The following is a 25728-nucleotide window of genomic DNA, read 5'->3' on the forward strand; positions in this document are numbered from 1 at the left end:
GGGGGCTAGCCGCCCAGGAGGTCCCCGTCAAGAGAGCGAGCCTTTCGCCCGCCAGATCACTGCGCCACGACGAAGCAGTCCGTGCCTTGGGCCTTCAACTGGCCACACAGCTTATCGGCGGCGCTCTTGTCGTCCATCGGGCCGACGCGCAAGCGATACATCGTGCCGCTTTGCACAGCGGCCTTCTGCACGATCGGCGGATAGTTGCCGAGCAGCGCCGGGTTCTTCTGCTGGATGTCGGCGTAGATGGCGAGGGCCTCGGTCTGGCTCTTATGCGCGCCGACCTGAACGACATATTTCGATGGAGCGGCCGGCGCGGGCGCAGGAACGGCGGCAGCGATTTGTTGCGGCGCTGGCGCTGGCGCTGCCTCAGCCGGAGCTGCCGGCGGCACGGCGAGCGAAGCCTGAGCCTCCGCCGGCGCAGCAGCGGTGGCGTCGGCCGGTGCAGCCTCGGCGGCCGGAGCGGCTGCGCCGGCAGCGGCCATCTCGACCGCAGGCGGCGCCTCGACCGAGCCGTCGGGAAGCACGCGCAGGGTCTTCACCTTGCGAGGACCGCCCTCGGCGTCTTCGCCGGTGGCGACTGCCTGAGTGGTGTCGGGGCTGGCGAGATCGGTGGTGGCGACGGGGGCCGGAAGACCGCCGGTCTCCGCCGATGGCGGCAAGGCCGGAACCGCTACATCCTCCTGCCGCGGCACGAGGCGCTCGGATTCCGGCTCATCGGCGTTGCTCAAGCGATCGTATATCAGCTTGTTCTTGTGAGGAAATTCCTTGCCGCCGGGCTCGTTCGGGGCTTCCTTCACGGGGGTCGCGTCAGCCTGCACGACGGGCGTCTGCTCGCTGCCCATGCCCCCGCCGCTCTGCTTGTAGGCGAAGGCAAGAGCGCCACCGAGGGCGATGGCGCCGAGAAGCGCGCTGCCCACCATGAAGGCGCTCCGCCCCCTTAAGGTCATGCCCATCTTGGAGCGGGCGGTGGGCGGAGGCAGAACCTGACTCTCGTCGAGGAAATCGGCATCGCTTCGGTCCGCCTCGAAGAACTCCTGCGCCGGGCGCGGCATATCGGGTCCGCCGAGCGCGATTTGTGGCGGCTGGTCGTAGACGGCGTCGAAGGCCTGGAGCTGGCGGCGCGGGTCGCTTTGCGGCACTTGCGGCTGCGGCATGTGTGGCTGCATGGCGAAGCCAGGTGTCATGCCGTCGTTTGATGTCTCGAAGTGAGCGCCGGCGGGAGCGGACCCGAATTCGGTGCCCGCGGTGAACTGCGACTCCGGGAAGCTCGCATCGCCCCCCTCGTCGGCAAAGCTCGTGTAGCTCTGATCGGCCGCGCCTTGATCGGCAAAGGTCGGCTCGTCGGCATAGCTCGTGCCGGCGGTGTTGAAGTCGGGGAAGATCGACTCCGGGAAGCCGGGATCGGCGTTGCTCAAGTCGGGGATGCCGGCGTCCGCGTAGCCCTGGTTCGGAAGGCCATGCCCATAGCCCGGGGCCGGATAGGTCTGCGGGGGCTGATAGGGTTGATGGCCGGTGAAGCTCTGCGGCTGATGCGGTTGGGTCTGGTAGCTCGGCGCGGGCTGCGGTGCGGGCCGTGGTTGTGGCCGCGGCGCAGCGGCTTGGGGGCTCGGCATGGCGGGCGCAGGCTGATGCGGCTGCGGTCTTGACTGCGGCTGTGGCGCCGGCTGCGGCGGCGCGTAAGAGGGCTGCGGCGGGCTTTGCGGCGGCTCTGGAGCGCGAGTCACCGGCGTATAGGTCGGCATTTGTGTAAAGGCCGGTCCCCCGGTTCCGAAAATCGAGCGCTGCCCGCTATTTGGCTGTCCTGGCCGACCCGCTCCTTGACCCATGAAAGACCCCTCACTGGTTTGCGTGTTTGCCGCGCCCACGCGCCAGGGCTGGCCGCCCGGGGCGTTGCCCGCGTTCTGCCTATCGGCAAAATCCGTGTCGTATTCAGGCGGCCGACCGGCTTTCACGCCGAGCCCGCTATTGTGCGTGGACATGGCAACTTCCCTCGAACCACCCCTGCCCCTGGCTGGCTAGTGCAACTCGTGCATGGCTTGAACCCCGAGGATCCCCAACCCTAACGCCAAAACACGCTTTGTGGCAGTCACAAGCGCTACACGAGCACGCGTTAACTCTCGGTCACTTTCGTAAATAAAACGTAATTGTGGCAAGTCTTTGCCTCGGTTCCAGAGGCCGTGAAGGTCTCCGGCAAGATCGTAAAGATAGAACCCGAGGCGATGCGGCTCATGAGCTTGCGCCGCACCCTCCACAATACGGGGGAACTGCGCGATCCTGCGGATCAGGGCGATCTCGCCCTCGTCGTCCAACCGGTCCAGATCGGCCCCTGCCAACGCAACCTCCTCGACGCCGAGGTCCGAAAACGTGTCACGCACATTACGCAGAATCGAGCTCGCCCTTGCATGGGCGTACTGAACATAAAACACCGGGTTGTCCCGCGACTGCTCGGTGACTTTGGCGAAGTCGAAATCGAGCGGCGCGTCGTTCTTCCGGTAGAGCATCATGAACCGGACGGGGCCTGCGCCTACCTCGTCGACCACGTCCCTCAAGGTCACGAAGGTCCCGGCACGTTTGGACATTTTGACAGGCTCGCCGGCGCGAAACAAGCGCACCAGCTGACAAATCTTCACGTCGAGATCGGCCTCGCCGCCGGTAAGCGCGGCGAGCGCCGCCTGCATGCGCCTGATATGGCCGCTATGGTCGGCGCCCCAGACGTCGATCATGGACTTAAACCCGCGTCTGAACTTGTCGCGGTGATAGGCCATGTCGGAAGCGAAATAGGTGTAGGAGCCGTCCGACTTGACGAGCGGCCGGTCCTGGTCGTCGCCGAACGCCGTGGCGCGGAACAGGAGCTGCTCGCGGTCCTCCCATTCCTCGTCGGGCTTGCCCTTGGGCGGCGGCAAACGGCCCTTGTAGATGAGACCCTTGGCGGCGAGGTCGGCGATGGTCTCGGCGACCTCGTCATGGCTCCCGTCGATGAGGGACCGCTCGGAGAAAAACACGTCGTGGTGGATGCCGAGGCTTGCGAGGTCGTCCTCGATCATGGCGAGCATGGCTTTCAGCGCCGCAGAGCGCACGATGGGCAGCCACTCGGCCTCCGGCTTGTCGAGCAGCGAGGCGCCGTGATGGGCGGCAAGCGCTGCGCCCACCGGCTTGAGATAGTCGCCGGGATAAAGCCCTGCCGGGATCTCGCCGATGTCCTCGCCCAGCGCCTCGCGGTAGCGAAGATACGCCGAGCGGGCGAGCACATCGACCTGGGCGCCCGCGTCGTTGACATAGTACTCGCGGGTGACGGCATAGCCTGAGAAAGCGAGCAGGTTGGCGAGCGCGTCGCCGAACACGGCGCCGCGGCAATGGCCGACATGCATCGGGCCTGTGGGGTTGGCGGACACGTATTCCACGTTCACCGCCTCGCCCCTGCCGATGGCGCTCCGCCCATACGCGTCCCCCTGCTCCAGCACCATGCGCAGCACGCGCGGCCAGAAGGCACGGGCGAGTGTCAGGTTGATGAAGCCGGGCCCGGCGATCTCGACTCTATCGACGAAAGGGTCGGAAGCGATGAGCGGCACGAGGCGCTCGGCGAGCGCCCGTGGCGGCATGCCCGCCGCCTTGGCGAGCACCATGGCGGCGTTGGTGGCGAGGTCGCCATGGCTTGCGTCCTTGGGTGCGCCCAATGTGATGCCGTCGGTGCTCGCTTCGTGCGGCACGACGCCGTCATGCTTGAGCTGCTGGACGGCCGCCAGAACGTGGCCGTGGAACCCTGCAAAAACGTCCATGGAGGCCCCGGGAAGACTTTTTCGAGCATGATCTTAGCGGAAAACCGGTTCCCGCTTTTCCGGATCATGCTTCGGCGCGACTAACGCAAATCAGGGGTGGCGTCAAACAGGCGGCGGTGCTCGGCGAGCGCGTAACGGTCGGTCATGCCGGCGATGAAGTCGGCGACGTGGCGCGCATAGGCGCGGGCGTCCTTGGCCGGCGCCTGCCCGGACCATTCCGGCGGCAGCGCGTCGAGGTCCTCGCGATAGCGCCGGAAGAGATCGGCGATGACGCCTTCGGCCGCACCCATGATGCGCATGACCCGCTCGTGCCGGTAGACGCGCGCGAACAGGAAGGCGCGCAGCGCGGCAAGCTCGGCCTGCATCTCCTCGGAAAACGCCACCATCGCGCGGCCGGCGTGGCGCACGTCGTCGGCGCTTCCTGGCGTGAGTTCAGCGAGCCGCCGCGTGGTCTCGGCGACCGCATCGTCGATCATCGACGTGATCAGGCGGCGGTTCATCTCGTAGAGACGCCGCGGGTCCTCGGCGCGCGGATAGATTCGATCGACTTCGGCGAGGAGGCGTCCCGCGAGCGGCACCTCGGCGAGCTCGGCGAAGCTGAAGCAAGAGGCGCGGTAGCCGTCGTCGACGTCGTGGTTGTTGTAGGCGATGTCGTCGGCGAGCGCGGCGGCCTGGGCTTCGACCGAGGCGAATGTGCCGAGATCGAGATCCTGCTTCAAGCAATAGGCGAGCACCGTCTCCGGCACCGGCACGCGGCCGATGAGCGGCCCGTTGTGCTTGATCAACCCTTCGAGGGTCTCCCAGGTGAGGTTGAGGCCGTCGAAGCTTGCGTATTTCTTTTCGAGTTGGGTGACGACGCGCAAGGACTGGGCGTTGTGGTCGAAACCGCCGGCGTCCGCCATCGCCGCGTCCAGCGCCCGCTCGCCGGCATGGCCGAACGGCGGGTGGCCGAGATCGTGGGCGAGCGCCAGCGCCTCGGTGAGGTCCTCATCGACACCGAGCGAGCGGGCGAGGCTGCGGGCGATCTGCGCCACTTCGAGGCTGTGGGTGAGGCGCGAGCGGTAGTGGTCGCCTTCGTGATAGACGAACACCTGGGTCTTGTAGTTGAGCCGGCGGAAGGCGGTGGAGTGGAGGATGCGGTCGCGGTCGCGGGCGTAAAGCGAGCGGGTCGGGCTTGGCGGCTCGGGATGGAGCCGCCCGCGGCTTCCGGCCTCGGTCACGGCGTAGGGCGCAAGGCCCCCTCCCCCAGGCGGGCCTTCCCAGGCCTCAAGCGTTGCGCCAAGGCCCTTGCGGCGTTGGTTGATTGACAAGCCTTTTTGCCGTCCTATGTAACGATCAGGAACTGGCTACACCGAACATGAGCGCACCGTCCGTCACCATAAGCCCGCGCGCCGCCAAGCGCATCGTCGAGCTGGTCACGGCCGATCAGGCCGCGCGCCTGTTCCGCGTCAGCGTCGAGGGCGGCGGCTGCTCCGGCTTCCAGTACCGCTTCGAGCTGGTCAAGGAGACCGCGCCGGACGACATCCTCATCGAGCGCGACGGAGCCAAGGTCGTGGTCGATCCCGTGTCCGCCGATTTCGTGGCCGGCGCCGAGATCGACTTCGTCGACGAGCTGATCGGCGCCCAGTTCAAGATCAACAACCCGAACGCCACCGCGTCCTGCGGCTGCGGCACCAGCTTCTCGATTTAGTTCGTAGCTCGTAGCCCGGGTGAAGCGAAGCGTAACCCGGGACAGCCCATCGATCATTCCCGGATTTCGCTGCGCTCCATCCGGGCTACGCTTGCTTGTGCCCGGCACATTTGGTTTGCGCTACCGCTTCGCTGCTTGAGCGCGAGATGTCCGGGCATGACGGGCCTTATTGGTGTACGACACTCTCCACCCATGAAGATCGCCACCTGGAACATCAACGGCATCAAGGCCCGCATCGACGCCGCTACGACCTGGCTCAAGCCGAACGCGCCGGATATCGCCTGCCTGCAGGAGATCAAATGCGTGGACGAGGCGTTCCCGCGCGAGGTCTTCGAGGAGATGGGCTATAACGTCGCCGTGCACGGCCAGAAGGGCTTCAACGGCGTGGCGCTTCTGTCGAAGCTCCCCTTCGACGACGTGACGCCGGGGCTCGCGGGCGATTCGGAGGACGCGCAGGCGCGCTACCTGGAGGCGTGCGTCTCGGTGCCCTCAGGCGTGCTGCGCGTGGTCAACATCTATCTGCCCAACGGCAATGGCGCGCCGGAGAAGTTCGCCTACAAGCTCGCATGGATGACGCGGCTGCGCCAACGGGCGCAGGCGCTGCTTGCGCTGGAGGAGCCGATGGTCGTCGCCGGCGACTTCAACGTCATCCCGGCGCCGGAGGACGTCTACAATCCGAGCGCCTGGATGGACGATGCGCTGTTCCGCACGGAGACGCGCGCGCACTTCCAGGCGCTGCTCAATCTGGGCTTGACCGACGCCTTCCGCGCCTGCCACGACGAGCCGCACCGCTTCACGTTCTGGGATTATCAGGCCGGCGCCTGGCAGAAGAACCAGGGCTTACGCATCGACCATCTACTGTTGTCGCCGCAAGCTGCGGACCGGCTCATCGCGTGCGAGATAGACCCCACGCCACGCAGCTGGGAGAAGCCGTCGGATCACGTGCCGATTGTGGTGGAGCTTTCGCTCTAGGGCTCGAGGCCGCCGAGCCCGTCGCCCGACGCGCCGAAGCCGACGGAGAGGCCCATGGCGGCCGGCGGCACGAGGTCCACGGGGCCGAGCTTCGGCCCTTCCGCGGCCGACAAGGCCGGAGGGGTGGCAGCAGGCTTGGTGATCGCCCGTGTAGGCAGCGGCGGGTCGGCGCGGTCGGCCGGAATGACCTTGGCCGGCGTCGCAACCGCCCGATTGGGACCGCCCAGCTGCGGCAGCAGGGCCTCGGCCTCCTTGCGGGTGGTATTGTCGGCGTGGGCGAAGGCGTCCTGATAGATCTCGCCGATCCATGCGGGGCCGCCCACCTTGGCGTTCTCATTGGCAAGGGTCAGGAAGGCAAGCCCCCGCGCCGGCCGCTGGATCACGCCCTCGCCGCGCCACAGCATCTCGCCGAGCACGGCTTGCGCGGCGGGGTGCTGCTTGCGCGCGGCCATGGCGAGCCAGTTCGCGGCGATGGTCGCATTCTTCTCCACGCCCGAACCTGTGAGATAGAGTCGCCCGAGCTGATACTGCGCTTCGGCGTTGCCGAAATACGTGCCCGCCTGGCGGAAGAGGCCGGCGGCATACGCCGGATTCGACAGGAGCGGCATGGCCGGAATGCCGTCGACGTAATACTGGCCAAGCGCGACGAACGCCTCGCCGACATATTTGGCGATCGGGCTCGACGACGGGATCTCGGCATATTGGTCGGCGATGTCGCGGAAGTAGTAGAACGCCTTGGCGTCGTCCTTCGCCACGTCGCGGCCCGCGGCGTAGAGACGCGCGAGCTTGAGCTGGGCGCCGAGCACGCCGCGCTTGGCGGCATATTCCAGCGCCGGCACCGCCGTCGCCATCTCGCCCGACTTGAGCGCGCTCGCGCCCTGGCGATACGCCTCGGTGGCCGAGGTGTAGGGCGGCGGCTCGTCCGCTCCGCCGACCGCGACCGGGGTCAGCACAATGAACGCGGCAAGCGCGCTCCCAATCGTTGATGGGCTAAACATCGGCATAACACTCTACTTCAACGCCGCCGCCGGGATGGGTTACCGCCCCAGTGCGGGCCGGCCCAACCTCGTTCGCGTACTTCCACAAATAGCCGCTCTTGAACGGCACCGGCCGCGCCTTCCACGCCTTGGCGCGCGCCGCCAACTCGTCCTTGCCGACCTCGAGATCGATGGTGCCCTTATCGGCGTCGAGCGCGATCATGTCGCCGTCGCGCACGAGCGCGATGGGACCACCAAGCGCCGCCTCGGGCCCGACATGGCCGACGCAAAAGCCGCGCGTGGCGCCAGAGAAGCGCCCGTCGGTGATGAGCGCCACCTTGTCGCCCATGCCCTGGCCGTACAGCGCCGCCGTGGTCGACAGCATCTCGCGCATGCCGGGGCCGCCCTTGGGGCCCTCGTAGCGGATGATGATGACGTCGCCTTCCTTGTACTTCTTGGCGCTCACGGCGGCGAAGGCCGCTTCCTCGCTGTCGAAGCAGCGGGCGGGCCCCCGGAATTTCAGGTTCTTCATGCCGGCCACTTTGACGATGGCGCCATCGGGCGCCAGCGTCCCCCTCAAGCCCACGACGCCCCCCGTGGGCGACAACGGCTTGTCAGCAGAACGCACGACATCCTGGTCCGGGTTCCATGCCACCTTGGCAAGATTGTCGGCCATAGTGCGTCCCGTGACGGTGAGGCAGTCGCCATGCATGTAGCCATGGTCGAGCAGGGTTTTCATGAGGAGCGGCACACCGCCAGCCTCGAACATATCCTTGGCGACATAGCGGCCAGCCGGTTTCAAATCCGCGATATAAGGTGTCCTTTTCATGACATCGGCGACGTCGAACAAGTCGAACTCGATGCCGCACTCATGGGCGATGGCCGGCAGGTGCAGCGCCGCGTTGGTGGAGCCGCCGGAGGCGGCGACGACGGCGGCGGCGTTCTCAAGCGCCTGCCTCGTGACGATGTCGCGCGGGCGAATATTGCGCGCGATGAGGTCCATGATCTTCTCGCCCGCCGTCATGCAAAACCGGTCCCTGATCTCGTAAGGCGCGGGCGCGCCGGACGAGTATGGCAGGGCAAGGCCGATGGCCTCGGACACCGTGGCCATGGTGTTGGCGGTGAACTGCGCGCCGCAGGCGCCCGCCGAGGGGCACGCCACCTGCTCGAGCTCGTCAAGATCCTCCGCCGACATCTTGCCGACCGAGTACTGGCCGACCGCCTCGAACAGATCCTGCACCGTGACCGGCCGGCCCTTGAACGAGCCCGGAAGGATCGAGCCGCCATAGATGAAGATCGACGGCACGTTGAGCCGGCACATGGCCATCATCATGCCGGGCAGCGACTTGTCGCAGCCGGCGAGGCCGATCAGCGCGTCGTAGCAATGGCCGCGGATGGTGAGCTCGACAGAATCGGCGATGACTTCGCGCGAGGGCAGCGAGGACTTCATGCCCTGGTGCCCCATGGCGATGCCGTCGGTGACGGTGATGGTGCAGAATTCGCGCGGCGTGCCTTCCCTTGCGGCAACGCCCTGCTTCACGGCCTGGGCCTGGCGCATCAGCGCGATGTTGCACGGAGCCGCCTCGTTCCAGCAGGTGGCAACGCCGACAAAGGGCTGATGAATCTGCTCGCGCGTCAGCCCCATCGCGTAATAGTACGAACGATGGGGGGCGCGGGATGGCCCTTCCGTCACGTGCCTGCTCGGCAGACGGGACTTATCGAACGTCTTTGCGTCCATCTGTCTGTCCGGCCGGGCTTGCCTCAAGGGGCGGTCCCTCCGCCGCTCTCAAGACGCCTCAGCCGGTCGCTCCCTGGCCCCGCCCCCCCTCGCTTTTCTCTGCGAGTGTCTTCCGTGGCCAAATATTCCTCTAACTGGGGCCGGATGTCCCAAAGTTTTATGGCGCAAACGAGGCGCAAATACCTCAGTCTGTTGCAATTTAGTTACAGTTGCAAAGATTCTCCATAGGGTTTGCCGGGCTACGTCCAAAAATCTTGTCGGCTCAGGCGCCTGCGGCGCATCCACCGCTTGATATTCGTCGTAAAAACGTCATCTACACAGCCGGTCTTCCCACGGGGCCTTTGATGCTGAAGCCGAATCCTGAAGCGGTGCCAGAGGCGCCCCTGCCCGATCCGAAGCGGGCGAAGGGGCCTTACCGGCCGTTCTCGTGCGACCCCGGCTGGGACGAGGCGTGGTGGTGGCTCGGCATTCCCGTGGCGATGGCTGCGTTCATTCTCGCCAGCGCAGGGTTCGCTCCGGACTTCTACATGCAATGGGTGTTGCCGGAGGGCTACGGCTTTCTCGAGGTGGGCCATTTCCTCGTTCCGCTGGCGGCGGCGATCATCGCGCTTCGGCTCCTGTTCAAGCCGTTCATGCGGGGGCGGCCCGTGACTTTCGCCTTCGTGCTGTTCGCGGCTGTCGCGTGCATCTATATCGCCGGCGAGGAGCACAGCTGGGGCCAGCATTTCTTCTACTGGAACACGCCGGAATACTGGGCCGCGGTCAACCGCCAGGCGGAGACCAACCTGCACAATGTCTACACCTGGCTCAATCATCAGCCACGTGCGGTCTTGCAGGCCGGCATTTTCATCGGCGGCCTATTGGTGCCGCTGGCTGCCTGGTTCTTTCCCTTCGTGCGGCGCAATCGCTGGTCGCTGTTCCTTCCCGCGGCGGCATTGGTGCCGGCTGCGCTGGGCTGGCTGTTCTTCCGTGGCGTGAGCCAATGGAACAAGGTCTACGGCGAGACCCTGGTGCAGCGGCCGAGCGAGAGCGTCGAGACCTTCATGTATCTATTTCTGCTGTTCTACATGATCGTGTTCGCCCGCCGCATCGCCGAGCTTGAGGGGGAGGCGCGGGTTTCCAGCAACGGCTAAAGCGCGGCTTCGAGGCGCTTCAGCGCCTGCTCGAGCTTGGCGGCAGTGGCTTCGGCTTCCGACTTCCGCTCGCGCTGCTCCTCGACCACGTGCTCCGGCGCGCGCGAGACGAATTTCTCGTTGGCGAGCTTGGCGCTGAGCTGGGCGATCTCAGAGCCAACTTTATCGATCTCGCGCTTCAGCCGCGCCGACTCCGCGCCGATGTCGATGACGCCCTGGAGCGGCAGCGCCAAGGTCGCCTCGTCGAGCACGATCTGCACGGAGCCAGTGGGCGGAGCAGCCGCGAAGCCGATCGTGTCGATCCGCGCGAGACGCTTGATGGTCTCTTCGTGGGCGGCGACGCGCGCCTTGGTCGTCTCGCTCGCGCTGGCCATGACGAGTGGCACCTTGGCGGCGGCCGGCACGTTCATCTCCGCCCGCACCGAGCGCACCTCCGACACGAGCCTGATGAGCCAGGAGATCTCGGCGTCGGCTTGCGCGTTCTCAAGTCCGCTATGGGTGGGCCAGGCTGCGAGCATGAGCAGGCTGTCGCGTGGCGTATCGGCGGCCGCCCGCTTCGCCCACAGCTCCTCGGTGACGAAGGGCATGAAGGGGTGCAGCAGCATCAGCGCGCGATCGAGCACAAGCGCGGCCATGGCGCGGGTCTCGGCCCGCGCCGCCTCGTCGCCGCCCATCAGGACCGGTTTGATCAGCTCGAGATACCAGTCGCAGTAGATGTGCCAGAGGAAGTGATAGATGGCGCCGGCCGCCTCGTTGAAGCGGAACGCTTCGAGCGCCTCGGTGACGGCAGCGGTGGTGCGCTCGGCCTCGCCGGCGATCCACCGGTTGACGGTGAGGCGCGCGGACGCCGGGTCGAAATCGGCGCGCGGCACGCACTCGTTCATCTCGGCGAAGCGCGCGGCGTTCCACAGCTTGGTGGCGAAGTTGCGGTAGCCCTCGACGCGGCTGCCTGAGAGCTTGATATCGCGGCCTTGCGCGGCCATGGCGGCCAGGGTGAAGCGCAGCGCGTCGGCGCCGTAGCTGTCGATCAGCTCGAGCGGGTCGATGACGTTGCCCTTTGACTTCGACATCTTCTGGCCCTTCTCGTCGCGGACCAGCGCGTGGATGTAGACGTCGCGGAACGGCACCTCTTCCATGAAGTGCAGCCCCAGCATCATCATGCGGGCGATCCAGAAGAAGATGATGTCGAAGCCGGTGACGAGGACCGAGGTGGGGTAAAAGCGGGCAAGCTCCGGTGTCTTGTCCGGCCAGCCGAGGGTGGAGAACGGCCACAACGCGGAGGAGAACCAGGTGTCGAGCACGTCCTCGTCGCGCTTGAGGGCCACGTCCTTGCCGTAATGCTCCTTGGCTTGCGCGTTTGCCGCTGCCTCGTCCTCGGCGACGAACACATGGCCGTCGGGCCCGTACCAGGCGGGGATCCGGTGACCCCACCACAGCTGGCGCGAGATGCACCACGGCTGGATGTTCTCCATCCAGTGGAAATAGGTCGACTCCCAATTCTTCGGCACGAAGGTGGTGCGGCCGCGCTTCACCGCCTCTATTGCCGGCTTGGCTAGGGTCGCCGCGTCGACATACCACTGGTCGGTGAGGAACGGCTCGATGACGGCATTGGAGCGGTCGCCATGCGGGACGACGTGGACGTGCGGCTCGATCTTATCGACGTAACCTTGCGCCTCAAGCTGATGGACGAGCATCTTGCGCGCGGCGAAGCGGAACACGCCGTTGAATTCGAGAATCGTGGCCTTGAGTTGCGGGGTCATGTCGACGCCGCGTGTGAAGTCCGGGTTGGGATCGAGAAAGAGTTTTCCCTCCGGCCCCATGATGTTGATCATGGGCAGGCCATGGCGCTTGCCGACCTCGAAGTCGTTGAAGTCGTGGGCGGGCGTAATCTTCACCGCGCCGGAGCCCTTCTCCGGATCGGAATATTCGTCGGCGACGATGGGGATGCGCCGGCCGACCAAGGGCAGAACGACGTTCTTGCCGACCAGGTGCTGGTAGCGCTCGTCGTCGGGGTGCACGGCGACGGCGGTATCGCCGAGCATGGTCTCTGGCCGCGTGGTGGCGACGACGATGTAGGTCGAGGGGTTGCCTGGATCGAACTTCATCCCCTCGATGGGATAGCGCAGGTGCCAGAGGTGGCCCTTGGTTTCGATCTGCTCCACTTCGAGATCGGAGATGGCGGTGAGCAGCTCGGGATCCCAATTGACGAGGCGCTTGTCCTTGTAAACGAGGCCGGCGTGGTAGAGATCGACGAATACCTTGCGCACGGCGCGCGACAGGCCCTCGTCCATGGTGAATCTCAGCCGCGACCAGTCGCAGGACGCGCCGAGGCGCTTCAACTGGCCGACGATGGTATTGCCCGACTCCTCTTTCCATTGCCACACGCGGGCGACGAACTTGTCGCGGCCGAGCGCGCGCCGGTTCGGCTCCTGCCGCTCCATTAGTTGGCGCTCGACCACTATTTGCGTGGCGATGCCGGCGTGGTCGGTGCCGGGTTGCCACAGCACGTCGCGGCCGCGCATGCGCTCGAAGCGGAGCAGCACGTCCTGCAGGGTGTTGTTGAGGGCGTGCCCCATATGGAGCGAGCCGGTGACGTTCGGGGGCGGGATGACGATGGCGAAGGGCCGCGCCGTCTCGCGGTCGCCGCGACCGGCGGCGAAGGCGCGCGCCTGTTCCCAGGCGCGGTAGACGTCGCCTTCAAAGTTCTGCGGCTGATAGGTCTTGTCGAGCATGGACGCGGGCGGTTGGCGCAAGTATCGCCGCGCGTCCTACGCTCTCGGCTTCGGCGCTGTCAACGTTTGACGCTTCAGTCGTGCCGGCGATAGGCGGACCCGGGACCAAGCTCATCCTTCAGCGCCGCCGAGACCATGCGGGGCATGTTCTCGTCGAGCCATTGGCGCAGCATCGGACGCAACATGTCCTTGACGCTGTCTTCCAGGGTCTTGGGCTCGTCGTGGTGGTTGTTGCCGCCATTGACCTGAGCCGCGACTGGCTCGGGCTCGTATTCGGGCTCCGGCTCGTATTCGGGCTCCGACTCGGCAGGCTCGTCCTCGTCGCGGGAGAAGCGCGCGGGCCAGAACGGCGTCGCCTCGGGCTCGCTCTCCGCCTCCAACGCCAAGGGCTCCTCGATGTCGGCTTCGACCATGGTCTCGACTTCCACTAGCTCGAATTCGGCCTCCGGCTCCGGCTGCGCCTCACGCTCAAGCTCGGCCTCGACCTCGGCTTCCGCCTGCATCTCGGGCACGGGCTCCGGCTCGGGCTGCGGCTCGAACAGAGGCTCGGGCTCCGCCGCGAACTGCGGCTGAAATGGAGGCTGCGGCTCGAACGAAGGCGCGGGCATCGGCTCCGGCTGCGGCGCCGCCTGGAACCTGAACGGCTCGGCTTGCGGTGTCGTGGAGGTGGGAACCTGCCCTGCCCTGAGCGCGGCGATGGCCCGCTCTAGCGCCGAGGCTGCCTCTTCGCTTGCGGAAAGCTTTGGCTGAGGCGGCGCTGCCGGCGGCGTCGCCATCTGCGGCGCAGGCGCCGGCTGTACAAACTCGACCGGCGGCGTCTCTTCCGCCGGCGCGGCCTCCTCCAACATCACAATTTCGGTCTGAAGTTCAGGCGCCGCGCTCACAGGCTGCTCGGCAACTTCCTCGACCAGTTCGAGTTCTTCGACCTCTTCGACAATTTCAAGCCCGCCAAGCTCGGCCGTGAGGTCGAGGATTTCTTCCTCCTCCTCGGCCGCCGTGGCGGAACCGCCGCCGCTCAGGACGCGCGCGATGTCGTCGATGATCTGATTGTCCGCCTCGCCTTCGAGGCTCTCGTCTTCCTGACGGGCTTGGTGCGCCGGCTTCGCCGCCCTTGCCTGACCCGTCTCATCGTCCGTGATTATCCGACGGATGGAGGCCAGAATTTCCTCCATGGTCGGTTCAGGAGCGCGCTCGGTGCTGCTCATGACTAGATCCCTTGCCGCCTTAAGAAATGCCACATCACCCGGCGGTGTACACCAGGGTCACCCTTATCAATAGCTTAACACGATGTTAAGACCCAAGTCTCGACCCGCCCTCGACCCGCCTGGGAGAATAGCCCCGATGGTTAACGCGTAAACCCCCCTTAGGTTCAATTTTTGTCCCGGCTCAGTTGTCGGCCGCGGGGGGCGTCGGCGGGCGAAGGCCGAACCACTTGTTCTTGACGATGTCATAGTGCTCGATCGGATCGTAATAAGGCACTGACAGACCGAGCGTTTGGGCATCCATGCGGCCGACGGCCGCGTAGAGCGAGTATTCGGCGACGACGCGGTCCCGGAGCGCCGAGACGAGGCCGATCTGCGAGTTCAGGAGCTCGCGCTGGGCGTCGAGCACGTCGAGGGTGGTGCGCTGCCCGACCTTCTCCTCCTCGCGCACGCCGGTGAGCGCGATCTTGTTGGCCGCCACGGCGGCTTCGGCGGACTCGATGGCCGGGCCGGAGGACTGGAGGATACCCCAGTTGGCGATGACGTCGGCATGAACGCGGAGCCGCGCGTCCTCGACCTCGCGCTTCAGCTGATTGTTGGTCTCCTTGGCTTGGCGGACGCGCGCGGAGACGCCGCCTCCTTGATAGAACGGCACGTTGACCCGGCCCGTCACCGTCGTCGTCTCGATCTCCTCGATAGTCTCGCTCTGGTCGAAGCGCTTTCTGTACTCCGCCTCGAGTGTCACCTCCGGCAGAAGCTCGCCCATGATCTGCTCGACGGCGTAAAGCGAGGCCTCCTCGTTATAGACGGTGGCGAGGATCTGCGGGTTCTCGCCGTCGCCCAAGGTCATCGCCTCATTCAAGGTGTGGGGCAGAAGATGCTGGATCGACGGGGGCGTGACGAGATTGCCGGGCGGATGGCCGATGATCTGCTCGTAGGCGGCGCGGCTCGCCTTCAGGTTCGCCTGCGCTCCGGCAAGGGTGGCGAGCGACTCGGCGTGCCGCGCCTCTGCCTGTGCCACGTCGGTGCGCGTCACCTCGCCCACATCGAACCGATCGCGGGTGGCTTTAAGCTGTTCGGCGAGCACGCTCACGTCGTTTTCGCGCAGGCGGACCACGGCCTGATCGCGCACGACGTTGACGTAGGCGGTGGCGGCGTCGAGCAGCACCGTCTGCTCCACATTGCGCAAGATCTCCCGCTGCGCCTGCACCTCGGCCTTGGCCTGGCGGATGGCGTTCAGATTCTGAAAGCCCTGGAACAGCGGCTGCGAGAGCTGAACCGCGTAGCCGTGCGGTGTGTTGACACCATCGGAGTCGAGTCCGCCCTCGCCGAAGCCGAACACGTCGGAAGGATCCTCGCTCGTCTCGCTATTCTGGTTGACGTAGTTGTAGTCGGCCGTGCCGCCGACGAACGGGCGCAAGCCGGACTTGGCGAGCGCTACCTGCTCGTCGATGGCACGCAGCCGCGCGCGCTCGGCGTTGAGGACGGGATTGACGAGATAGGCGTCGGCCAGCGCCTGCTCCAGCGTCTCGGCCTGGGCCGGAGCCGGGCAAGACAAAAACGCGGCCGCAGACAGAGCAAGCACAAATCTCGCCCTGCCACACAGCCGTGACGCAATTGCGCAGCACGACACGTCGCGCCTGCCCACGACACCCGACACTTCCAGTCTCCTGCAGCCAGCGGCGCCCCCCGCCCCCGCTGCGAACCAGAACCATAGAGCACAGCAAGCGTGCAGGGATACATGCGGCGGCAGGATTCGGCAAAAACCTCAAGGCACTGTGGGATCGGCGCAACAGTGACGATCGAAGGCCTTGACAGCTAGAAGACGAAGGACGGCGCCGGCACGAAGCCCGGCAGCGGGTACGCGCCCGCGTCGAAATGGGCGACACCGCTGAGCTCATCGCCAACCCGGACGAAGAGATTGGCCTTACCCTGCCGCATGTTAGGGCGGCTCGTTACCACGGCGACGAGCCTGCCGCCGTCGGTCAATTGGGCAAGAAGGCTCTCAGGCACCTCGGCCACGCTGCCCTCAAGCACGATCACATCGTAAGGCCCCTCGGCCGGACGGCCGGCGGCGAGCGGGCCTTCCACGATCCCGGCGTTGGCAAGCCCCAGCCCAATCAGGGCCTCGCGGGCCGCCTGAGCCAACTCTGGCTCCGGCTCGAGCCCAATCACCGTGGCGGCGAGCTGCGCCAGGATGGCCGTCGCGTAGCCGGTGGCGCAGCCCACATCGAGGACATTGTCCCCTGGCTCGACCTCGGCGAGCTGAATGAGCCGCGCCTGCACCATCGGCGACAACAGATAGCGCGCCGGCGCCCCGTCGATCGAAGGGAACACCTCGATGCTCTCGTCCATATAGGCGAGCTTCTGAAACGCCGGCAGCACGAAGCGCTCGCGCGGCAAGGTGCGCATGGCGCGAAGCAGCGCCGGGTCGGTGACCTCGTTGGGCCGGACCTGGGACTCCACCATGGCGATCCGCTGCGCCTCGTAGCCGGTCATGCTCTCTCCATTCCTTGCCTGGTCCCACCCCGTCGACGGGCACTACTCTATGCGCCAAGTCTACGCGCCAAGTCCCGATCCCTTGAAGAACAATTGGTCCTTAGGCATATCGTGCGTATGACATGCCGAGCGCGGGCAGAGCGGCGTCCCGAATTGAAGGTTGGACATTCGTGCGTTTGGCACTAGAAATCCTGCCCGGTTGGCCACGTGGCGGAGTGGTGACGCAGCGGACTGCAAATCCGTATACCCCGGTTCGATTCCGGGCGTGGCCTCCACAACTTCCAGAACACTAATTTCCTAGCAATAAATCTGATACGCTGCGCGCTCCGGAGCGACACTGCGCGCCGACGCAGCCTTTCCTCGCGTCCGATGCAAGGAGGCCGGCAGGCTTCGCCGTGCCACGGTTCTCGAACACGAGGAGGCATGAATGCGCGGCTTTGTGTCATGCGTCGCCGCAGGCGTCGCGGCTCTCATTCTCTCATCAACCGCCGAAGCCAATCTCTGGCACGCGACGTCTCCACGCGACGGCGCGGCGCTAACCGCGGCAACCACCATCGGGTTCGGGTGCAAGATCATCGACCGGAAGCTCGTCTGCGGTAAGGACATCGGCGGCGACAAGAATGGCGGCGGCGCAAAGAAGCAAGACGATAAAGATCAGGAGAACAAGAAAAAGACGGGCAATATTTGCGAGGGCGAGATCGCCTGCCCGCCCGGCTATATGGTGCTCGATAAGCCCAACAAATACGGCGCCTGCTGCGAGCTGGTCGAGCAGAAGGCAACGTGCCCGGCCGACCGGCCGGTCGGAACGCCACCCAACTGCTGCCCAGAAGGGACCCAGTTTAATAAGGGCGCCTGTTACCCGCCAACGTGCTCGCCCGGATGGGAGGGCGTGCCGCCAGACTGCACGCCGCCCACGCCAGTTGGCCCCACTCCGAAGAAGTCATGCCCGGACGGCAGCAAGGTCGATGCGACCAAGCCGTGCCCTGGCGAGCAGCACTGCACCACCTGCGGCGGACCGGGCTGCCTGCAAAATGGCACGCCCTGCCCCTTCGGTGGTGTCACCACCTGCCGGCCGATCGAGGGCAAGACGTACTACAATTGTTGCTGCCCGTGAGGCTCAGTCTATGAGGATTAGCGCGCCGCAGAGGGCCGCTCGATCCGGAACCCGCCCTCGCGGTGGTAGAGATAGAGCAGCACGAGCAGCCAGACCGCGACGAAGCCGTCCGAGAATTGCCCGCGAGCTCGATCTCAAAATCGACGACATTCGCCGAGATCACCACCAAGCTCGAATTGAAAACGGTATTGCCGCCGCTGAAGAAGAAGCGAATTGCCCTCGTACAAGCCGCGCTAAACGGCCACGAAGTCGCCAGCGACGAGGGTGATCTGGCCCACAAGCTCGATCTCGAACCAGATGTTGACATTGGGGTCACTGAACTGAACGATCGTGTTGCCGTTCCCGTCGAACTCGTAGCGGACCTGCTCGGGTGCGCTGAAGGGGTCGGTACCGATGAACATGAAGGGTTCGATGGTTATCGTATCAATTCGATCGCCTTCGGCCTGGCTGAAGTCGAAGATGATGTCGCGGTTCCCGGCGCCGACGCCCGACTCAGTGGCAGAATTCCACTCGAACGTGTCTGGGCCTGAGCCGCCCGTCAGGAAGTCCACGCCAAGACCGCCCTCCAAGTCGTCCTCGCCGCTGCCGCCGTCAAGCGTGTCGTTGCCAGCGTCGCCGATCAGGTTGTCGTCGCCGCCGCGGCCTTGCAGGTTGTTGCTGCCGTCGTCGCCGCCCAAATTGTCATCGAAATTCGAGCCGATGAGATTTTCGATGCTCGTTAAGGTGTCGCCCGTTGCATCCCCGCCGTCGGCAACGGCGGCAAGCAAATCGACGGTGACACCACTTGGAGAGCCGATGTAGCTCGCCGTATCCGTGCCGCTGCCGCCGTCCAGCGTATCGGCGCCGGCACCGCCTTCAAGCGTATCGTTGCCGCTGCCGCCGTTGAGCGTGTCGTTGTCGCCGCCGCCGTCGAGCGTGTCGTTGTCGCCGCCGCCGTCGAGCGTGTCGTTGCCGCCATTGCCGAAGAGTTTGTCGTTGCCGCCATTACCGAAGAGCTTGTCGGTGCCGCCCTGACCTTTGAGGTCGTCGTTGCCACCCTGACCTTTCAGCGTGTCGTTGCCGCCCTGACCTTTTAGGTCGTCGTTGCCGCCATTGCCGAAGAGGTTGTCATTGCTGCCATTGCCGAAGAGGTTGTCATTGCCCCCCTGACCTTTGAGGTCGTCCTTGCCGCCGCCGCCTTTCAGCGTGTCGTTGTCGCCCTGACCTCTGAGGTCGTCCTTGCCACCCTGACCTTTCAGCGTGTCCTTGCCCGAGCCGCCCTTGAGCTTGTCGTTGCCCGAGCCGCCCTGAAGCGTGTCGTTGCCGGCACGGCCCACCAGCAGATCGGCGTCGCCGAGCCCGATGATCGTGTCGTTGTCGCCGGTGCCCCGCAGCTTGTCTTTCCGGCTGGTGCCTCTGATTCTTGCCATGGCGCTCTCCTTGTGGCTGCGCCGTCCAAGCCGTGCTAAATGGCGAAGCCGATCATGGGTTTAGCCCACGACGACCTGTTCCGCCGCGCCGATGCGGCCGGTCCCGACCCGCTCAAGGGCTTTCTCATCTGGCTCGACATGCTCGCCGACATGGTGGCGGACCTCCCGAGCGGACACGCTGGCTGTCTCGTCGCGGCCCACTGCTATCGGTCGCGACCTAATAGCAATATGCCGCTTGCTATCAGGAGCGCCTGTTCGACAAGGAGGTGAGCGACCTCAACACGGCGGCGATCCTCGCCTGACGCAAGCGGTTTCGCGAGCGGCTCGATCTCATCGCCGCCACCGCCCATAATGACGTCTTTGCCGCCCATGCCGACGATGACATCCTTGCCAGAGGTGCCGATCAGGATGTCGTTCCTGCTCGTTCCGATAATCCGTGCCATGACATCCCCTTGCGGCTTGCGTAAGGTTTGGCCGACTGCTCGGCTGCTTGAATCCTAAACTTAGAGATCGAGGGCGCAAGGCGGTGCGTCTCACCCACATGGGTGAGGCGGTGGCGATTGGTTTGAAGACTCTGGATTTTTTGCCGCGCTCTGGACGAAATTGCTATATCCTTGAGTTGTACCGACGTGGCCGAAGCCCAACCCGGAGTGGACCTTGCCGGCCAAGGAAGACGAGGCGATCCAGGTCATTGCCAAGCTTTACGAGGCGGCGATCCGACCCGCGCGCTGGCGGGACGCCCTAGAAGGTCTACGGACCGCCTTCGGCGGCGCCAAGAGCATCGCCTTCGTGCACGACACCGAGACCGGGCAGATGCCCCTGTGGTTCGGTGTCGGCACCGAAGACGGGAAAGACGAGTACATCGAGGATATTCATTTCATCAATCCGTGTGCTCAGTTTTGCATGACGCACAGGCCGGGAACCGTGGCGTGGGACCATCGTGTGCTGCCCGAGCGTGCCATGGACCGCCATCCCTTCTATGACTGGCTCCGCCGGCAGAGCCTTCGCTACTTTCTGGGCACTCGGCTGTTCGAGGACGGCCCCCTCAACGGCTTCGCCAGCGTCAATTGGTCAGCCTCTCACGGCCACGCAGACGAAAAGGATGTCGAGCTCTTTCGCCGGCTCCAGCCCCACTTGGAGCGGGCACTTCGCCTGACCGTCGAGACGCGGCGTCACGAGGCGCGGTCGACCGCCCTCGATGCGGCGCTGCACCTGTTTGATTTTGGCATCGTCTTGCTGGACGCGCGGGGGAAGGTCGTCTTCGCCAATGCGTTTGCAGAGCGCATTTTCGCGCGTTGCGATGGGCCAGCGAGGGACAGCTCAGCGCAGCAAAGTCCGCGGACCGCCGGACCCTGAATGAGTTGATCGCATCGGCCTTGTCCGCGAGCCAAGGGGACGGATGGCCGCCAGATACCACGGCGCTTATATCGCGCAGCACAAATGCGCCGCCCTACCTGATTTCCGTCGCGCCCGTGCCACAAGGAGTCTGCGCAAGGATGGCAGGCGAGCCGAGCGTGATCGTCATGATCAGGGATACCGCCGCGCGGACACCGTCAACAGTCGTGCTGCGCCAGACCTACGGATTGAGTGAGCGCGAGGCCGAGCTGGCAGCGGCGTTGCAGCAGGGCGCCGATCTCGCCCATGCGGCCGAGGCACTTCAGATTTCGCACAACACGGCCAAGACGCATCTGAAGGCGATATTTCTCAAGACCGGCACCCGCTCGCAGTCCCAGCTTGCGCGGCTCTTGGCCGGCGTGCCGCCTCATCCCTTCGCTTGAGCAAGTTCGACTCCTCGTCGCCCAGCCACCTTTCGCTCATTCCGCTGAGGGGAACCCGCCCTCCCGGTGGTACAGATAGAGCAGCACGAGCAGCCAGACCGCGACGAAGCCGTCCGAGAAGATGGTGAAAAAATTGTAGGGCGCATAGTTGTCGTGGAGCGCCATCTGGTGGATGTGCCCGTAGGTGGCGCCGAGCATGAACAGCGACCAGCCGAGCCCGGTCGCGAGCCAGAACGAGTCGCCGATCCAGATGCACAGGAAGCCGAGCACGCCCCAGGCGCCGTCGTGAACGCCGACCTCGAACTGGAACGGGCTGCCAGGCGGCCAGCCAATCATCCGCGCCGTCTCGTTGGCAAAGAAGACATGCGGAATGAAGCCGAGGATGAAGCCGATCACGCCGACATCGATCACCAGGGCGTAGAGCAGCAGGAGGTGAAGGACGCGGAGCCGCGTGCGCGGCTCCTTGCTCAGCGCGAGGTGCACAAGCGGCAACACGATGCTGAGGGCGACGACGGCGAGCATGATCATGGCAGGCTCCCTCCAAGCGGCAGCCGGCTGCGGCGCCGCGTCTCTACTTTGGCTTCGCCGGCGCCGCGGCGTCAACCGAGGCGCTCTGCCACAACGCTCATATCTCCACGGTAAAATCTGATACGCTGCGCGTCGGCGCTTTTCCATCTTGAGGAGGCATCAATGCGCGGCCTGGTGTCATGCGTCGCAGCAATCGTTGCGGCTGTTTTGCTTGCATCAATCTCCGACGCCGCTCCCTGGCGATCGACCTTGACCCGCGATGGGACATCGGCGGCAACAAGACTGGCGGTACGAAGAAGCAAGACAATAAGGACCAGGGGAACAACGATCAGGAGAACCAGAAAAAGAAGACCGGCAATATTTGCGAAGGCGAAATCGCGTGCCCGCCCGGCTATGTGGTTCTCGACAAGCCGAACAAATACGGCGCCTGCTGCGAGCCGAAGGAAGGCTTCCCCGATGCCACGCCAGCCCCCGCGCCGGCGCCCGAGCCGAAAGCAGGCGCGTGCCAACTTTGCGACAACAAGGGAAACTGCTCGCCTGCGGGCAACGAAGCAGAGTGCGCGCAACGCAAAGCCACCGCCGAGCAAATGACGGTCACGCCGTTCTTAAAGTGGAGTTGCAATTGCGGGGGAGGCAGTTCCGGCACCGGCGCCGGCGGCAGTTCCGGCACCGGGGGTGGCGGCGCGGGCGCCGTGCCGGAGGACGCGTCGAGCCCTGCCCCGCCGAACAATGACTATGCCAAGTGCAAGATTCCCGAGACGAAGTCCTTCGCCGGCAAAGGTTGTCTGAAGGGTCACGACAGCAGCGCCTTGCCGGAATCCAAGAAGCCCGAGTATGCAAAGGCAAGTCGGGTATTCCGTTATGCGGGCCCGTGCCGGACCGTGGCGGCCAGTTCGAGTGTTGGTGCTACTTCTGAAGCCGGGTCATCTCGGATGTAGCTCTGCGCGTCTCGGCGGCCTTCTCGGCGGATCCGGTTTCGGCGGGGGCTTGGTCATCGCCGCGCTTGCGGTGCCACCACACGGTGAGCTGGCGCCGCCAGCGGCGCACGATCGGGAGGTCGACCGACAGCACGAGGAGCCCGAGCGGGATCATCCAGAAGCCAAGCACGGGCAGGAAGCCGAGCAGGCCGAAGGCGACGAGCAGGATACCGAGGCCGATGCGGAGCGGCTTCGATTTCGGCAGGTGCCAGTGACGGTCAAAGAGGCGGATCTTGTGGGCCATGTCCTTGGGGGGCGTTGCTCGGAGCCGATGCCCGACATAGGGGCTTCAGCGGGGACCCGCAAGCGCTGGAAGATTCCCGCGCGGGGGCCCGGCGCAAAGCTCTGGAAAGCCCCTCGCCCATTTGCTATCTACCGGTCAGCGCCGCTTTCAAGAGAGCGCTCTGCTCCCCGGTAGCTCAGTTGGTAGAGCAAGCGGCTGTTAACCGCTGGGTCGCTGGTTCGAGTCCGGCCCGGGGAGCCAATTTTTTCAGACGCAGGGCTACGACGCGGTTCGCCAGCTTGGCCAAAATGGCGGGGGCCCATGGGCCAAAAGTCAGTGGCGGGCCGGTTGGAACAGCTCAACGAAATTTCCAGAGGGATCCACCAACAGGATTTGCGAGCCGCCGGGCCCGGTGACGATGTCGTTGCGGAACTTTGCGCCGGCAGCGCGTAACCGGGCGACCTCGGCAGGCAAATCGTCGACGATGAGGTGAATGCGATTCCAGCCGCCGGGCTGCGGCTTTTCGCCATCAGGCATCGATCGCCCCGCAGAACTGGTCGGCCCGCTGAGCAATAGCCGCAACGATCCGCGCTTCACGTCTGCGAATGCGGGAGCCTGGTTGGATAGAAGCGAAAAGCCCAGGTGTCCGGTGTACCACTCAATCGCCGCTTCGACGTCATCGACCATGTAGCGTACATTGACGGTAGTTTCTGCCATTCCTGCCTCGCGAGTTACCGCGCAACGATGGCGCGCACGTCGTCGACGACTATGCCCGCCTTTTAGCCAGCCGTCTCCAGGTTGCGGACCAGGGCCGTGGCGCCGGACTCGACCAGCGGCGCCACCAGCGCCATCTTCTCGTTCGGCAGGAAGTCGCTGACCCAGACGAAGCGGCAGCGCCCCTCGCCATCGGGGACGATTTGCATCGACGCGGAGTGATGCTCGAACACGCCGTCGATCACCGCATAGGCGACCCGCTTGCTCGCCTCGTCGATGTCGACGATGCGCTCGCGCACGACCATGCCGTTGGCGAAGGTGACGGTGCGGATGTCGCCGTCGATACTGCCATCGACCAGCACATCGGCGAACAGAGCGTGGGGCCGGCCGACGTCGCGCAATGCCGACCACGCTTTGTCGGCGGGCACCTCGACGATCTCCTCCCTGCGTATCGACGCCATCGCTTCCTCCTTAAGCTACGCCGGCACCGCCTCGATGACGCAGATCGGGCGGCCCGTGGGCACGATGCGGCTGAGCCGGAAGCCGGCCGAGGCAAATAGATCGCGGAATTCGTCCTCGGTGCGCTCCTTGCCCCCCACGGTCATCACCAGCATCTCGATGTCGAGCATCTTGGCTGGCGTCGGTCCCGGATCGTCGGTCACCACCATTTCGCAGAGCAGCACGCGGCCGCCCGTTGGGAGCGCATCGCGAATCAGGCCGAGAATGGTGCGGCAGTGCTCGTCGCTCCAGTCGTGGATGATGTGCTTCATGATGAAGGCGTCGCAGCCTTGCGGCACGCGCTCGAAGAAGCTGCCTGCCTCGACCGTCAGGCGCCCGCCGCATGCGGCGATGCGGTCCTCGGGAACGCCGGCGACCACTTCGGGACGGTCGAACAGGACGCCATGCATCTTTGGATTGCGCTCGAGGATCGCGGCGAGCAGGAGGCCATGACCGCCGCCGACATCGGCGAGGCGCTTAATGCCGGAGAAGTCGTAGGCGCCGGCGATGGCCCCGGCGGACATCGCCGAGCCGCCGGTCATCGCGCGCTGGAACGTCTCAGATTGCTCCGGACGCTCGGCCAGGAGGTCGAACACATGCTTGCCGAATGCCTTGGTAACGCCGTCCTCGCCGGTGCGGATGCAATCGGCCATGTGCTCGTAGGCGCGCAAGGTCCACTCATCGCCGAGCATCATGGCCGTGTAGCGCATCGAGCCCGGCGCATCGGTCTTCAAGAGTTCGCCGACCGGCGTGAGCGCGAAACTCCGTTCGGGACCTTGGCGAAACACACCCATGGCGGCCAGCATGCGCATGACGCGATAGAGGGATGGGGCGTGGGCGCCCACCTTCGCGGCGAGCTCGTCCACGGAGATAAAGTCGCCCTGCATATGATCGGCTATCCCGAGCCGCGCCAAAGCGGCGAGCGAAGCCGTCAGCTGCTTGCCGAACAAGAGCTGCATCATGATCGCCTGGGGCGGGACTGGCGTATCTGTCGGGGTTTTCTGCATGCGGTGCTCCCTCGTCTGAACCGGGCGCAGGGTGCTGACCTAGTGTGGCTGGGGAATGACGGGGAGATAGCAAGAGAAACGAGCGGAGGGGTCGCTGCCGACCCCTTCACCCCCGTACCCGTTACGGCGGGCGGGGTACGCAGAACCTGCCCCGCCGACAAGCGGAAACGCCGCTTGGCGGGGGATGGTTCCAGGCCCAATTCTTGGGCGAAAACCGTGGGTTAGGCCGGCACGAAGTTCAGCGCCACGCCGTTTATGCAGTAGCGGAGGCCCGTGGGCTTTGGGCCGTCGTTGAAGATGTGGCCGAGATGGCCGCCGCAGCGGCGGCAGTGCACCTCCTCCCTGAGCAAGCCGAAGCTCCAGTCCTCGCCGGTCCCCACCGCGCCCTCGATCGGCTGATAGAAGCTCGGCCAGCCGGTGCCCGACTCGAACTTCGTCTCCGACGCGAACAGCGGCAGCTCGCAGCCGGCGCAGACGAAGGTACCTTTGCGCTTCTCCTGATTGAGGGGGCTGGTCCAGGGGCGCTCGGTGTCCTCCTCGCGCAGCACGGCATATTGCGCGGGGGTGAGAATCTTCCGCCACTCCTCCGGCGTCTTGGTGACCTCGAAATGGCCGCCGGTCGCGGCAGTAGCCTGCCCACCCCGCCACCGGACGATGCCGATGCCGGCCGCGGCGACAGCCGCCGCGGCAGCGGAACCCAAGAGAATTTCGCGTCGCGTAACCATGATGGCTCCTCGCATTTTCAACGTGTTACCCGC

24 protein-coding genes and 2 tRNA genes are annotated in these 25728 nt (G+C 65.4%); 9 read left to right on the plus strand and 17 right to left on the minus strand.

Translation table 11 applies throughout. The annotated features are described in order from the left end of the window. Positions 1–56: 56 nt before the first annotated feature. From ACRECX_RS00860 to ACRECX_RS00870, 3 genes are all read right to left on the minus strand, one after another. A complete protein-coding gene (locus tag ACRECX_RS00860; protein WP_431556916.1) occupies positions 57–1982 on the minus strand; it encodes an SPOR domain-containing protein in 1926 nt (641 codons plus the stop codon). Positions 1983–2018: 36 nt separating this feature from the next. Next, complete coding sequence (gene argS / locus ACRECX_RS00865; RefSeq protein WP_431556917.1) at positions 2019–3779, minus strand: arginine--tRNA ligase; 1761 nt, start codon at positions 3777–3779, stop codon at positions 2019–2021. An 80-nt stretch (positions 3780–3859) separates the two neighbouring features. Further along, positions 3860–5083, minus strand: coding sequence for a deoxyguanosinetriphosphate triphosphohydrolase (locus ACRECX_RS00870; protein WP_431557012.1), 1224 nt, complete (start codon positions 5081–5083; stop codon positions 3860–3862). Between the two features lie 53 nt (positions 5084–5136). Between ACRECX_RS00870 and erpA the strand changes: the two genes are divergently transcribed. Then, positions 5137–5469, plus strand: coding sequence for an iron-sulfur cluster insertion protein ErpA (erpA, locus tag ACRECX_RS00875; protein ID WP_431556918.1), 333 nt, complete (start codon positions 5137–5139; stop codon positions 5467–5469). A gap of 192 nt (positions 5470–5661) precedes the next feature. Beyond that, a complete protein-coding gene (gene xth, locus ACRECX_RS00880; protein ID WP_431557013.1) occupies positions 5662–6441 on the plus strand; it encodes an exodeoxyribonuclease III in 780 nt (259 codons plus the stop codon). Here xth and ACRECX_RS00885 read toward each other — a convergent pair. Next, a complete protein-coding gene (locus ACRECX_RS00885) occupies positions 6438–7445 on the minus strand; it encodes a hypothetical protein (protein WP_431556919.1) in 1008 nt (335 codons plus the stop codon). The two genes, xth and ACRECX_RS00885, sit on opposite strands and share 4 nt — an antisense overlap. Further along, positions 7432–9156, minus strand: a complete 1725-nt coding sequence (gene ilvD / locus ACRECX_RS00890) for a dihydroxy-acid dehydratase (protein ID WP_431556920.1) — start codon at positions 9154–9156, stop codon at positions 7432–7434. The genes ACRECX_RS00885 and ilvD overlap by 14 nt, the downstream gene beginning before the upstream one ends. Before the next feature lie 344 nt (positions 9157–9500). Between ilvD and ACRECX_RS00895 the strand changes: the two genes are divergently transcribed. Beyond that, positions 9501–10289 carry a hypothetical protein gene (locus ACRECX_RS00895; protein ID WP_431556921.1) on the plus strand — a complete coding sequence of 263 codons (789 nt, stop codon included), beginning with the start codon at positions 9501–9503 and terminating at the stop codon, positions 10287–10289. Here the strand turns inward: ACRECX_RS00895 and ACRECX_RS00900 are convergent. From ACRECX_RS00900 to ACRECX_RS00915, 4 genes are all read right to left on the minus strand, one after another. Continuing rightward, a complete protein-coding gene (locus tag ACRECX_RS00900; RefSeq protein WP_431557014.1) occupies positions 10286–13021 on the minus strand; it encodes a valine--tRNA ligase in 2736 nt (911 codons plus the stop codon). The genes ACRECX_RS00895 and ACRECX_RS00900 overlap by 4 nt on opposite strands. Positions 13022–13095: 74 nt before the next feature. Then, on the minus strand, positions 13096–14226 hold the full coding sequence (locus tag ACRECX_RS00905; RefSeq protein ID WP_431556922.1) for a DUF2497 domain-containing protein: 1131 nt from the start codon (positions 14224–14226) through the stop codon (positions 13096–13098). A 181-nt stretch (positions 14227–14407) separates the two neighbouring features. After that, positions 14408–15808, minus strand: a complete 1401-nt coding sequence (locus tag ACRECX_RS00910; protein WP_431556923.1) for a TolC family outer membrane protein — start codon at positions 15806–15808, stop codon at positions 14408–14410. A gap of 233 nt (positions 15809–16041) precedes the next feature. Further along, complete coding sequence (locus ACRECX_RS00915) at positions 16042–16722, minus strand: protein-L-isoaspartate O-methyltransferase family protein (RefSeq protein WP_431556924.1); 681 nt, start codon at positions 16720–16722, stop codon at positions 16042–16044. A 201-nt stretch (positions 16723–16923) separates the two neighbouring features. Between ACRECX_RS00915 and ACRECX_RS00920 the strand changes: the two genes are divergently transcribed. Together ACRECX_RS00920 and ACRECX_RS00925 are read left to right on the plus strand one after the other, a co-directional pair. Beyond that, a tRNA-Cys gene (locus tag ACRECX_RS00920) sits at positions 16924–16997 on the plus strand. Between the two features lie 152 nt (positions 16998–17149). Then, positions 17150–17836, plus strand: coding sequence for a hypothetical protein (locus ACRECX_RS00925; protein WP_431556925.1), 687 nt, complete (start codon positions 17150–17152; stop codon positions 17834–17836). Positions 17837–18069: 233 nt separating this feature from the next. On the opposite strand, the gene ACRECX_RS00930 is transcribed toward ACRECX_RS00925, so the two are convergent. Together ACRECX_RS00930 and ACRECX_RS00935 are read right to left on the minus strand one after the other, a co-directional pair. After that, positions 18070–19245: a calcium-binding protein gene (locus ACRECX_RS00930; RefSeq protein ID WP_431556926.1), complete on the minus strand. Its 1176-nt coding sequence runs from the start codon at positions 19243–19245 to the stop codon at positions 18070–18072. Positions 19246–19448: 203 nt separating this feature from the next. Beyond that, a complete protein-coding gene (locus ACRECX_RS00935; protein WP_431556927.1) occupies positions 19449–19688 on the minus strand; it encodes a hypothetical protein in 240 nt (79 codons plus the stop codon). A gap of 214 nt (positions 19689–19902) precedes the next feature. Between ACRECX_RS00935 and ACRECX_RS00940 the strand changes: the two genes are divergently transcribed. Further along, positions 19903–20601: a hypothetical protein gene (locus tag ACRECX_RS00940; RefSeq protein ID WP_431556928.1), complete on the plus strand. Its 699-nt coding sequence runs from the start codon at positions 19903–19905 to the stop codon at positions 20599–20601. Between the two features lie 140 nt (positions 20602–20741). Continuing rightward, positions 20742–21023 (plus strand): helix-turn-helix transcriptional regulator, encoded by a 282-nt coding sequence (locus ACRECX_RS00945; RefSeq protein ID WP_431556929.1) that lies wholly within the window; start codon positions 20742–20744, stop codon positions 21021–21023. 36 nt (positions 21024–21059) lie between these two features. Here the strand turns inward: ACRECX_RS00945 and ACRECX_RS00950 are convergent, their stop codons facing one another. Then, positions 21060–21551 (minus strand): DUF6790 family protein, encoded by a 492-nt coding sequence (locus ACRECX_RS00950; protein ID WP_431556930.1) that lies wholly within the window; start codon positions 21549–21551, stop codon positions 21060–21062. Between the two features lie 179 nt (positions 21552–21730). Between ACRECX_RS00950 and ACRECX_RS00955 the strand changes: the two genes are divergently transcribed. After that, the gene (locus tag ACRECX_RS00955; RefSeq protein ID WP_431556931.1) at positions 21731–22489 is read left to right on the plus strand and encodes a hypothetical protein; all 759 of its coding nucleotides are present in this window, start codon (positions 21731–21733) and stop codon (positions 22487–22489) included. On the opposite strand, the gene ACRECX_RS00960 is transcribed toward ACRECX_RS00955, so the two are convergent. Continuing rightward, entirely contained in the window at positions 22458–22772 is a 315-nt protein-coding gene (locus ACRECX_RS00960; RefSeq protein ID WP_431556932.1) for a hypothetical protein, read from the minus strand. The two genes, ACRECX_RS00955 and ACRECX_RS00960, sit on opposite strands and share 32 nt — an antisense overlap. 164 nt (positions 22773–22936) lie before the next feature. Between ACRECX_RS00960 and ACRECX_RS00965 the strand changes: the two genes are divergently transcribed. Next, positions 22937–23012 (plus strand) — tRNA-Asn (locus ACRECX_RS00965). Positions 23013–23084: 72 nt separating this feature from the next. Here ACRECX_RS00965 and ACRECX_RS00970 read toward each other — a convergent pair. The 4 genes from ACRECX_RS00970 to msrB form a co-directional block, all read right to left on the minus strand. Then, positions 23085–23468, minus strand: coding sequence for a VOC family protein (locus tag ACRECX_RS00970; RefSeq protein ID WP_431556933.1), 384 nt, complete (start codon positions 23466–23468; stop codon positions 23085–23087). 62 nt (positions 23469–23530) lie between these two features. Next, complete coding sequence (locus ACRECX_RS00975; RefSeq protein WP_431556934.1) at positions 23531–23926, minus strand: SRPBCC family protein; 396 nt, start codon at positions 23924–23926, stop codon at positions 23531–23533. 15 nt (positions 23927–23941) lie between these two features. Further along, the gene (locus tag ACRECX_RS00980; protein WP_431556935.1) at positions 23942–24970 is read right to left on the minus strand and encodes a methyltransferase; all 1029 of its coding nucleotides are present in this window, start codon (positions 24968–24970) and stop codon (positions 23942–23944) included. A 221-nt stretch (positions 24971–25191) separates the two neighbouring features. After that, complete coding sequence (msrB, locus tag ACRECX_RS00985) at positions 25192–25695, minus strand: peptide-methionine (R)-S-oxide reductase MsrB (RefSeq protein ID WP_431556936.1); 504 nt, start codon at positions 25693–25695, stop codon at positions 25192–25194. Between the last annotated feature and the right edge of the window lie 33 nt (positions 25696–25728).

The organism is Methyloceanibacter sp. (assembly GCF_050726195.1).
GTDB lineage: Bacteria > Pseudomonadota > Alphaproteobacteria > Rhizobiales > Methyloligellaceae > Methyloceanibacter.